Below are 10,581 nucleotides of genomic sequence, written 5' to 3' on the forward strand. Positions count from 1 at the left end.
CTGCCTGTTATTCGATGCAGGCATCGTGCAGGTTGATGCGGCTATCGGCACTGGGTTTCCAGCCCTTGAGACGCTTGGACACACCGTAGATGTCCTGCGGAACCCAGAGGTAGAGATAAGGGATGTCCGCGTTGATCATCATCTCGGCGTCATGATACATTGCCGCGCGCTTTTCCGTGTCCATTTCCACCGCGGCCGTATCCAGCAGCGCGTCAAGCTCGGGGTTGGAATACCCGGCCGAATTGCCACGATCATTGGTGCGGTGCGTCGGCGTGAAGATGTCGAACGGATCGAGCGAGCCGTTGCCCCAACTGGTGAAGTACATGTCGCCCGTTTTCGGAGCGCCCTTGGTGCGCCACTTGTCGACAAGCTGGGCACCCTCGCCCACCTCGACCTTGGTGCGGATCCCCGCCTTGGTCAGCAGCGACGCTACGGCCTCGGCCGTATCCTTGAAGGCGCCTTCCACGTCCATGGTGACATCGAGCCCGTCGGGATAGCCCGCCTCGGCCAGCAGTGCCTTTGCCTTTTCCAGGTCATAGTCGTAACGCGGCAGCTCGCTCGAGCCAAAGGCGTCGGGCGAAAGGATACCGTCGATCCGCGCGGCATTGCCTCCCAGAATACGGTCGATGATCAGATCCTTGTCGATGGCATGGGCGGCAGCCTCGCGCACCTTGGGATCGTCAAAGAACTCGCCCTGCATGTTCATCGCGATGAAGAAACTGCGGGTGCCGTTGACCGTCAGGACGTCGGTGTTCTCGTTGTTCTTGACCTGCGCGACCGAGAACGGCGGCAGTTCGTTGATGATGTCGACATCCCCGGCAAGAAGCGCCGCGACGCGGCTGGCGCTTTCGGGGATCACCTTGAAGATGACGCGGTCGACACAGGCCTTGCCCACCGGCGCGATATCCGCCGCACCGCCGTAGTAATCGTCAAAGCGCTCCATGATGATCGCATCACCCTTGCGCCATTCGACCAGCTTGAAGGGGCCGGTGCCATTCTCAGAGGTGGCCACGCCATCGTTGCCGACCTTCTCGACCCAGGCCTTTGATACGATCTGTTGGTTCGGCAGCATCGCCGGCAGGATCGGCCAGGGCTCTGACAGGGTAATGCGCACGGTGTCGTCGGACACGATATCCACCGAGGCGACTGGCCCCATCAGGCCCTGCCGCGGGCTGGTGACGCCGTCACCCATGCCGCCGTCCTTGGTGATCCGGTCGAGCGTGAACTTCACGTCCTCGGCGGTCATATCGCTGCCATCGTGGAACTTAACGCCCGTGCGCAGCTTGAAATCATACTCGGTTGGCGAAACCTGCGTGATGGATTCCGCGATCTCGGGGACGACCTTCATGCTGCTGTCGCGGGTCAGAAGTCCGTCATACATGTTGCGGATGATGGTTTCAGTCTCACGCTTGCGGTGGTTGGCCGGGTCGAGCGTGTCGGCATCGAGCGTGAACCCCACTGTCAGGTCGGCAGCCAAAGCCGCGGGCGTCGCCGCACAGAGCGCCAAGGCAGAGGCCGTCAGCAGTTTTTGCAGTCTGGTCATTTGTTTACTCCCTGTTCGTCTGCGCTCAGGCGCAGCGGTCATCTTGAATGGACAATGATTTTTATGCAGGAAATGTGCCAGCAAGCACAGGCACGGCTACTTGCGCTAACCAACTGAAAAAAAAGCGATTAAATTCGCACACCTTCATCCGCGTATAAGAGCGCACACAGTCTGCGCGCATTTCGCGCAAGGCGCGTGTTACTCACACACACCCGACGCCGCTGTTCGCGCCACGCTCGGCTGCACTCGCGATCCCCAATTGGGCGCGATACTTGGCAACGGTGCGGCGGGCCAGCAAGATCCCGTCGGCCTCAAGGCGGGCCGCTATTTGGGCATCACTCAGCGGCCTGCGACCCTCTTGCGCAATCATCCCGCTGATACGATGCCGCAACGCCACGGCTGAAACCTGATCACCATTCTGCGTCGCGATAGCGGCACTGCAGAGCGCTCGCAGGGTCACGGCTCCCCTTGGCGTCGCCATCATGCGCCCGGCAGCCAGACGGCCTACGGTCGTCTCATGCAACTCCAGCTCCGCCGCAAGGGTCGCGAAATTCATCGGGGCCAGATGCGAGGGCCCCTGCTCAAGCCAGTCTTTCTGTCGTCGCACGATTTCGGCAGCCAGCCTCAAGAGCGTTTCATTCCGGCGGCTCACCGCACGCACCAAGACCTCGGCCTTTTTGCGCTGCTCAGAGGTATGCGCATCGTCCTGATCGACCGAGACTTCGGGCAGCGTCGAGCGATTGAGATCGACCACCCAGCCACCAGCCTTTCGCCGCACGAGGATATCAGGCTCGCTTTCCGGCGGTGGCGCCGGATCGAAACGCAACCCCGGCTTCGGGTCAAAGCTGCGGATCAGCGCCAAAGTGGCGCGAACCTTATCAGTGCTTGTCGCCGCAAGATCAGCCAGTTCCTCAAGCTTGCCCGCCCCCAGCAGGCCCAGATTATCAAGGATAGTCTCCATAACGGGGGACAGGACATCGCGATCTGCGGCCTGAAGCCATAGGCATTCGCGCAAATCCCGCGCCAACAACCCGGCAGGCTCGATCTGCTGCGCTTTTCTTAGAACGGCCTCGACCTGTGCAACCGGTCGGCCGAGTTCGTCGGCGATTTCCCCAAGATCGCGATCAAGCCACCCCCAAGGTGAAACAGACAGAGCCAGAACCTCGCCAATCTCGATTTCATCCGCCGAGCGGAGTGATAGCCGCAACTCCGAGAGGATATGATCATGCAATCCTGGGCTACCCGCGACCCCCAGAGCTTCCGCCATGCCACCTCCTCCACCCGGAACCGCGAGTGGAGGTTGTCGATGCGGCTCTCGGCGAAAGATGCTCAACGCAAGGTCCTGTGCAGGCTCGCGCAGAACCAGCGCAGCGTTCGAACGTGCTTCGAGCGCAATTTCATGCGCCAACTCCTGATTGGAGAGCTTCAACAAGCCGATCGCACGCCGCAAATCCGGCGTCATCGCGATGTCCGACGCCTGCCTAGCGATTATTTGAGGAGCTGAGAGCATACTCAATACTATTAGTCACCCCATGCACAGGCAAGTCCGGCGAAGGAACGAGTCCCTGTCGACCCGCGCGCACATGTATCAAAGACCTTCCCCATGCAGGCGCGCTGTAGACAGATTCGTGCATCATCAATGACTGCCGCTCGCCCCCAAATGCACCCAGAACCCGCGCCAATCAGCGACACCGCGATGCGCGGGTCATCTTTCTGAGGGCTAGACCTAATTGGGCTCGCGGCGAGTTGGTGCGGTTCGACATGAATGGATACATTGACACGAACACTTGAAAACCTTGCACTCGCCGGCTGAATGCAAGGCGCAAGTTCTCGATCGGTTGATTAAGCCTCCGGCTTGCGCTGAGCCTTGTGACCCAAGTGGCTTCAAGCCATTCTGTTTATTGACCTGGGCCCCCATAAGGCCGCCCGCAGCAACTGCGAACTGCTCGACGCGACATACCGCCGACGCCCCCTTCATCCGGAAACAATCCGCAAGAAATAAGAACCGGCTTCTTTAGTAAAGGCAGTTGCCGGTGCAAGCATTCCCTTGCAAACCCTTGCTGAAGCCAAGTTAGAAATGCACCAACCCCGCCACGCGGAACGTTATTCCAGCGGGCCCAAGGCAAGAACGCTCGAGATTCATTGTGCGTCCACTAAAATTGGTAAAATGAGAACAAAAGACCTGCTCGCGGAAAGGATCCCCACATGAAATACGCTCCCATTCTTCTCGCTTCCGGACTGGCTTCACTGATTTCCGGCACTGCTCTCGCCGGTGGACTTGGCGCGCTCGTCACGCCCGCAGAGCTTGCTGCAGCAAGCGCTGAAGCGCCTGTCATCCTCGACATTCGAGCCAAGGGTTTCACGGACGGCCATATCGCAGGCGCAGTTTCGGCGCCTTACGGGCTCTTCCGCGGGCCTGCAGATAACCCCGGCGCGGTTCCGCCGGTCGACAAGCTCGAGGCGACCTATGAATCCCTCGGCCTCGATCCGGCACGCCCTGTGGTAATTGTTTCGCAAGGGGATACCGATACCGATTTCGGAGCAGCCGCCCGCGTCTACTGGACGCTCAAGAGTTCCGGCTTCACCGAGCTTTCGGTCTTGAATGGCGGCCAGATCGCATGGGTCAACGCAGGCCTGCCGATCTCGACCATCGCGGGAACGCCGACTCCGACCGAGTTGTCGATTGCCTGGAATCCGAGCTGGACGGCTGATACCTCCGCCGTGGCGGACATCGTTGAAGGCAAGAGCGAGGCGGTTCTGGTAGATGCGCGTCCGGCTGCTTTCTTCGAAGGCAAGAAGGCTCACGAAGCGGCCGCGCGGCCGGGCACCCTGCCGGGCGCGGAAAACCTGCCCTATACCGAGTTCTTCCGTGCTGGTGCGACCGCGATCGACGTGCAAAGCGACGTCTCTGCACTGAAAACGCGCCTAGGAATTTCCGCGAATGAGGAGGTCGTCTCCTTCTGCAACACCGGCCATTGGGCGGCGACCGACTGGTTCGCACTCTCTGAGTTGGCCGGGATCGAGAACGTCAAACTCTATCCGGGTTCGATGGTCGAATACTCGAAAACCGAAGGTGAGATGGCCAACCAACCGGGCATTCTCGACAACCTGCTCAACCAGATCACGGGCACGAACTGATGTCCGTGAGCGGGGTTGTTCAGGCCAAGCCCGCCAGACAAGGGCTTCAGCGTTCGGGCCTGCTTCTTGGCGCCTTGGTCGCAGTCGCGCTCGTGGCCCTATTCGTGGGTCTGCGCTACGGCCTGATGCTTGCAATCGGCATAAGCTTTGGCGTTGCGCTTGAGGGGTTGCGCTTTGGTTTTGCCGGGCCTTGGCGCGCGATGATCCTTCGACGTGAACCGGCAGGCGTGCTCGCACAGCTCTTGGCGATTGGCCTCGTTTCGATCGCCGCTATCCCACTGCTCAGTGCCAGCCCGGGTGAGCTAAGCGGCGCCCAAGCCCCGATCGGTTGGGCGATGATTGGTGGCGCCTTCGTCTTTGGTGCGGCGATGCAAGTCGTTCTGGGGTGCGGATCGGGAACCCTCGTCAACGCGGGCTCGGGCAATCCTGTCGGCCTGCTTGCCCTACCGTTCTTTGCACTGGGCAGCTTTGCCGGCGCTTATGGGCTGGTCTGGTGGACCGATCTCGGAGCGCTCCCGATCCTGACCTTGCGTGGCGGCTTTGGTCTGACCGTAACACTCGTGGCTCTCGCGCTCGTCGCAGGACTGTTCTGGGCACTAGGCAAACCCGGCACACGTCGCCTGCCTGCGCGATATGTTGTTGCGGCCCTGATATTGGCCGCCCTTGGCATTGCGAACCTGCTGGTTGCAGGTCAACCCTGGGGCGTCGTTTATGGCCTGGGCCTCTGGGCCGCCAAGGGAGCCGTTGCGATTGGGGCGGATCTGTCTGGCTCAGCCTTCTGGAGCGCGCCAGGTTCGATTGAACGGTTGAACGCCTCGCTGCTGACTGACTACACCTCGTTGACCGATCTTGGGCTTATTGCCGGAGCCTTCGGCGTTGCCGCTTGGCGAAACGGAGGATTGGCGCAACCCCTGCCGAGATATCCGGCGCGCGCCTGGGTTGCGACGATCATAGCGGGCTTCCTGCTTGGATATTCGTCACGCCTCGCGTTCGGCTGCAACGTCGGCGCCTTCTTCTCGGGCATTTCAACAGGCAGCCTGCATGGCTGGGTCTGGTTTGCCGCAGCTTTTGCCGGGGCTTTCGTCGGCATCCGTATTCGTCCTCTGGTCGGACTGGAGACAACGACATGACCCGCCGCTTCACAGCCACGCTGATGGCCGTCGGGGTCGTTGCATTGCTGGCCCTCGACCTGAGCAGGACACCTCCCAACCCCTATCAGGCACCGCCGGCCTTCGCGTTCGGGTCTGGACTTGCGGCCGAGGGCGGGTTCTGCGGGGCATTGCCTAACTAGGTTCAGCTTGAAATTTGCCGTCGAGTAGAAACTGCGCTCCGAGTTGAGATGGTTGAAGACCGAGGTGTGGACGGCAACAAATTTCTGTAGCATTCGCATCCGTCGGAATCGGAGCATCGCCCGCTCCCGTCTTCGGAATGGCAGATGCGATTGCTCCGCTCGGTTATTCATCCACTAGCCGGTTTGCTGGCGCTCGCGGATACCAAGATCACCCAGAGCGGCCCCATAGGAGTGCAAACAGTCGGTGACGAATTCATTGACTGAACCGTATCTCCTCAGAGATTTCTTCAAGAATTTCAATTCTGCCCTCTTGTCCCCGGCCTTCGCCACGAAGCTCTCAAGCACCTCGCCTTCGTGATCGACCGCCCGCCAGAGGTAGTGGCGCTCGCCGTTGATCTTCACGAATACCTCGTCCATATGCCAGCGCCACTGCGGCCCGGAGCGCAGCGGCTAGGCACGTTTCTTGCGGATCTCGGCGGCAAACATCGGGCCAAACCTGTTCCACCGGAACCGTACAGATTCATGGCTAATCTCGATGCCGCGTTCGTGCAGTAGATCCTCGACATTTCGGAGCGACAGCGGAAAACGAACGTAGAGCATCACCGCCAGGCGGATGATCTCCCGGCTGGTCTTGAAGTATTTGAACAGGTCGCGTTTGGTCATCCCAAAACGCTACCTAGCCCCCTGCCCGGCCGCAAGCCAAGCTGCTCTGACATAACCCTCTGGCTCATCTCGCCACCGCAAACCATTGCTATCGATGAAGATTATCCCACTCAGCACCCGCCGACCATCGATGCGCGGCTTACCATGGCTCTTAGGAAATAAGGGCTCGAGCCGCGCCATCTGCGCGACCGTCAGCAAAAAAAGATTGCTCATCAATCAGCCTCCTTGCGGAGGCTGAATCACGCCGCAGGCCCAAGATCTATGGGGCCTGAGCCTAGGGTCCTACAATCGGACTTAAGTGCATTTTCGAGCAACCTACGATCTCGACGATTTTGCCCGTTCCTGAAGCCAGTCAAATCGGGTCTCTGTTCCCTGATGTAGCGCTTTGGTTCGGCGCCAGTGAAACTTGTAGACTGGAGAGTCGCCCTCTCCGTGGATCGCCGCTTTGAAAGCTGCATCGACGGGACGACCCAACAGCTTGGAAAAGACCAAGGCGGCAGGCGCGGATCGCGGCTCAACCTTTTCCCATGCCACCCGAAATTGATCATCCTGTCGGAGCAGGTTTGCAAAGTGGTAATGGAAGACAAAATAGGGATACCGCCCGACCCTCGTGACAAATGCCTCACTTCCCATCATCGATGCCAGGAAAGCATTCCGTTTCATCAGGCTGATCACACTGTTGCGCAGGAAGCCAAGCGATTTCTTCCTTGCCGACAATGCCAATTTGAGAAACGCCAGATGGCGCGGCGCATACTCACCCGCGATAAAGTTGTTCGGATGCCCTGCAAGGAACCAGTTTGCCATAACCCGATCATCGGTGCGGGCAAGACACCGGTTAATGAGTGGCACGTTCTTATCCCTCAGCCACGCATCCGCTTCCTCGAACCGGAAGGCAAAAAAGCCAGAGGCCGCTGCCTGATCAACCCATTCATCCAGCGGTTTCACGCAGTACACATCGGCATCAGCCCAGACCCCACCATGGCGGTTGATCAATGCCAGCCGCGCGATGTTTGCGATCTTTGAATTCGGAAGCTGTGCCGAAAACAGGTCTTCAACAAAGTCTGCGTCAAGATAATCGGGGAGGGTCTCTTGGGTCAGAAGGTGCAGGTTCCAGTCGCTGTTAAGTTCGCGCCAAGTCGTGACGCATGTTTGCACCAAGGGTGGCGCCTGTTCGAAGCCTTGCAGCCAAAGTATCCAGATATTGCGCGGAATTGGGGAAGTTGCCGACTTATCCATTGATCTAGCCAAATCGCCACAGTGGCAGCGGGCGGTTTTCGGCGCATCCCACTCGCTTTGCAGTGTCGCGCAACCACCCTGCACTTGAACGCCTTGGAGACCAGAAAGACTGTTCCAACGAGGCAATCATTCGTTGCAGCCTTTCGGCATCCACTCGGACCATGTCTGCGACGTCGGAGCCCATTTCAGGGCGGGTCGCGAAATCCCCCTGTTCCAGCCGCTGATAGTCGAAATCAGAGAAAGAGATCCCGTACCTGTCGCGCAGTTCCAACGCACCGTTGTGGCCGTAGTCAAGATAGGCCTTCCATTCTGGGAGTAGCGCGGGCCGCGGGTTGCCGTCGCTTGCATCCAGTTTCTGCAGGCGGCGCATCAACTTGCGTGTCCGCTCGTTGAAGACGTCCTCTTGATCCGGAAAGAAGGCGCGCCTGAAATCCTGAAGGATGACCATCGTTTCCGGCGAAAAACTTTCGTTTGACTGACGGGATGTCTGAGGCACCGTCATGAGATCGGCCGCCTCGGGAAAATAGAGCGCCGCAACGTCGCTCATGATACTTCCGCCGGTCATTGCCTTACGGTCAAACGGTCTGACAATAACCCTGTGTTTGGACGCAAGTGCTTGAAAACCGGCAATCAGTTTGTCCAGATTCCATGGATAGATGGGCTCGAAAATGCTAGCAGCTCGCAGGCGCTGCTGCGACGCTGACAGGAAGAAATCTGATGGCCGGCGTGCATAGAGGATGAAATCGATCGAGTCTGCACCAAGGCTTTCGACAAAGGACATGAACTTGGTCGGATCATTCGCCTGATAAAGACGGGCAAACCATTCGGACGACAAAATGAGCAGCTTTGGCGCACGCTGCTTGACCTGCTTTCGGACCTCGTTGCTCAGGGCTTCTCCCTGCCTAAGGTAGTTTGCCTCTCCGAGTTTCTTCATCCCCCGCGGGGCCTCTGCGTACGGTCTAAAAAGCGAGCAGAGTAGACCATGATTATAGGCTTTACGCACCTTTGGGTCGGGGTAGAGAATTCCCTTCTCGATCAGCTGAGCACGCGCACCGAACAAGGCACGCTGCAGCGCAGTCGTTCCCGTCTTCGGGGGACCTACGTGAATGACTAGTTTCATCTGCGCGTCTCGCTTTTTGGGATGCATCGACTATGCGGAGTTCTATCCGTTTTGAAAATTGAAGTCTATCACGCCCCCCGGACCTTTGTTGCGCCAGAGTTCCGTGCTAATCCGCAGGTCAAAACTTTGTTGTGAGAAATAGATGTCCGGTGGAAGCATCCAATCAATTGGTCGTACCTTTCTTCTTGGGCTTGGGGCACAGAAATGCGGCACCACATGGTTGCATCACTATTTGGCGGATGCCGAGAATTTTCGAACTGGCGTCGCAAAGGAGTATCACGTCTGGGATGCAATCGACATCTCTGACATGTCCCACAAGAGGGCGCGGTGGTTCAATCGCATCCAAAGCGCAAAGAAAGCCGTGCGCCTGAAGATGCAACGCGATCCGGAACACTACTTCGACTATTTTGCTGGCTTGCTGCAGGAAGACGACGTCCTGACCGCCGACATCACGCCATCCTACAGCGGATTGGATGCCACACGTCTTGCGTTCATACGTGATGGCTTTGCCCGGAAAGGGATTGCAACCAAAGCCATTTTTCTGATCCGGGATCCGCTCAGCAGGATCAAAAGCGCTGTGCGCTACAACCTGAAGAAAGGCAACTACAACGAAGGCATACCCGCAGGAGAGACGAACTTTCACAGGGCCCTGACTGCCTACTTCACGAGCGAAGCCTGTCGGGTGCGGACCTGCTACCAGCATACAATTCGTGCGGCGTCATCGGTTTTTGCACCTGCCGATTTCCATGTGGGCATCTACGAAACCATGTTCGAGTCCGCGCAAATTGCGCGTCTTTCAGAATTTTGTGGTGTGACGTATCGCCCGAACCTTGGAGAAGTTTTCGTCAAAAAAACAGACGGCCACTTGTCAGACGATCCCGCGCTGGACACCGAAATTCGCGACGCATATATCGAGACGTACAAGTTCTGTCACCAGGCCTACCCTGACACCAAGGCCCTTTGGTCGTAATTCAGAACTTCGCCAAGACAGGGCGAAAGAGTGATACATCGGCTACGTCTGATCCTCTCCCACTGAATTGGTCCGCCCGTATAGTTAAGGGCAGGCCCCATTGATCTTGGGCCTTCTGCGTGATTCAGCCTCCGCAAGGAGGCTGATCTATGAGCAGTCTTTTCTGGCTGACGGACGCGCAAATGGCGCGGCTCGAGTCCTTCTTGCCCAAGAGCCATGGTAAGCCGCGCGTCGATGACCGGCATGTGTTGAGCGGAATAATCTTCGTCAATCGCAATGGTTCGCGGTGGTGCGACGCGCCGGCCGTGTATGGCCCACCGAAGACGCTCTACAACTGTTGGAAGCGCTCGAGCGAGATGGGCGTGTTCGCCAGGATCTTCGAGGGACTGGCTGTGAAGGCTGCAGATCGGAAGGCAATCATAATTGACGCGACCTATCTGAAAGCGCATCGCACGGCCCCGAGCCTGCGATCGAAAAAGCGGGGCGTGGACGCCTGATAGGTCGAACCAAGGGCGGAATGAACACCAAGCTGCACGCGGTGACCGACACACTTGGTCGTCCGATCAGGTTCTTCATGTCTGCGGGCCAGGTCAGTGACTACACCGGCGCGGCGGCCCTTC

General features: G+C 58.6%; 7 protein-coding genes and 3 pseudogenes. 4 read left to right on the forward strand and 6 right to left on the reverse strand.

From position 1 onward, the window contains the following. Positions 1-7: 7 nt before the first annotated feature. Both LZA78_RS16825 and rpoN read right to left on the reverse strand, forming a co-directional pair. Positions 8-1,543 carry an ABC transporter substrate-binding protein gene (locus tag LZA78_RS16825; protein ID WP_233678060.1) on the reverse strand — a complete coding sequence of 512 codons (1,536 nt, stop codon included), beginning with the start codon at positions 1,541-1,543 and terminating at the stop codon, positions 8-10. A 202-nt stretch (positions 1,544-1,745) separates the two neighbouring features. Further along, entirely contained in the window at positions 1,746-3,053 is a 1,308-nt protein-coding gene (gene rpoN, locus LZA78_RS16830; protein ID WP_255697587.1) for an RNA polymerase factor sigma-54, read from the reverse strand. A 695-nt stretch (positions 3,054-3,748) separates the two neighbouring features. On the opposite strand from rpoN, the gene LZA78_RS16835 reads away from it, so the two are divergent. Both LZA78_RS16835 and LZA78_RS16840 read left to right on the forward strand, forming a co-directional pair. After that, positions 3,749-4,681: a sulfurtransferase gene (locus LZA78_RS16835; RefSeq protein WP_233678062.1), complete on the forward strand. Its 933-nt coding sequence runs from the start codon at positions 3,749-3,751 to the stop codon at positions 4,679-4,681. Then, positions 4,681-5,811, forward strand: coding sequence for a YeeE/YedE family protein (locus LZA78_RS16840; protein ID WP_233678063.1), 1,131 nt, complete (start codon positions 4,681-4,683; stop codon positions 5,809-5,811). Before LZA78_RS16835 ends, LZA78_RS16840 begins: the two co-directional genes overlap by 1 nt. 164 nt (positions 5,812-5,975) lie before the next feature. Here the strand turns inward: LZA78_RS16840 and LZA78_RS16845 are convergent. The 4 genes and pseudogenes from LZA78_RS16845 to LZA78_RS16860 all read right to left on the reverse strand — a co-directional run. Continuing rightward, positions 5,976-6,635, reverse strand: a pseudogene (locus tag LZA78_RS16845) (IS6 family transposase); the annotation flags it as partial. Between the two features lie 51 nt (positions 6,636-6,686). Further along, a pseudogene (locus tag LZA78_RS16850) lies at positions 6,687-6,848 on the reverse strand (transposase); the annotation flags it as partial. 102 nt (positions 6,849-6,950) lie between these two features. Beyond that, positions 6,951-7,871: a capsular polysaccharide synthesis protein gene (locus tag LZA78_RS16855; RefSeq protein WP_233678064.1), complete on the reverse strand. Its 921-nt coding sequence runs from the start codon at positions 7,869-7,871 to the stop codon at positions 6,951-6,953. 4 nt (positions 7,872-7,875) lie between these two features. After that, entirely contained in the window at positions 7,876-8,991 is a 1,116-nt protein-coding gene (locus LZA78_RS16860) for a hypothetical protein (RefSeq protein ID WP_233678065.1), read from the reverse strand. A gap of 142 nt (positions 8,992-9,133) precedes the next feature. Here LZA78_RS16860 and LZA78_RS16865 point away from each other — a divergent pair, with 142 nt between their 5' ends. Together LZA78_RS16865 and LZA78_RS16870 are read left to right on the forward strand one after the other, a co-directional pair. Further along, a complete protein-coding gene (locus LZA78_RS16865; protein WP_233678066.1) occupies positions 9,134-9,961 on the forward strand; it encodes a hypothetical protein in 828 nt (275 codons plus the stop codon). Positions 9,962-10,110: 149 nt separating this feature from the next. Next, positions 10,111-10,581: pseudogene (locus LZA78_RS16870) on the forward strand (IS5 family transposase); the annotation flags it as partial.

The organism is Rhodobacter flavimaris (genome assembly GCF_021378075.1).
Classification (GTDB): Bacteria; Pseudomonadota; Alphaproteobacteria; order Rhodobacterales; family Rhodobacteraceae; genus Rhodobacter; species Rhodobacter flavimaris.

Excerpts from the sequence above, each read along its gene's own strand:
- rpoN (WP_255697587.1), bottom strand. The coding sequence starts at position 3,053 with ATGCTCTCAGCTCCTCAAATAATCGCTAGGCAGGCGTCGGACATCGCG.
- LZA78_RS16865 (WP_233678066.1), top strand. The coding sequence starts at position 9,134 with ATGTCCGGTGGAAGCATCCAATCAATTGGTCGTACCTTTCTTCTTGGG.
- LZA78_RS16825 (WP_233678060.1), bottom strand. The coding sequence starts at position 1,543 with ATGACCAGACTGCAAAAACTGCTGACGGCCTCTGCCTTGGCGCTCTGT.
- LZA78_RS16840 (WP_233678063.1), top strand. The coding sequence starts at position 4,681 with ATGTCCGTGAGCGGGGTTGTTCAGGCCAAGCCCGCCAGACAAGGGCTT.
- LZA78_RS16860 (WP_233678065.1), bottom strand. The coding sequence starts at position 8,991 with ATGAAACTAGTCATTCACGTAGGTCCCCCGAAGACGGGAACGACTGCG.
- LZA78_RS16855 (WP_233678064.1), bottom strand. The coding sequence starts at position 7,871 with ATGGATAAGTCGGCAACTTCCCCAATTCCGCGCAATATCTGGATACTT.
- LZA78_RS16835 (WP_233678062.1), top strand. The coding sequence starts at position 3,749 with ATGAAATACGCTCCCATTCTTCTCGCTTCCGGACTGGCTTCACTGATT.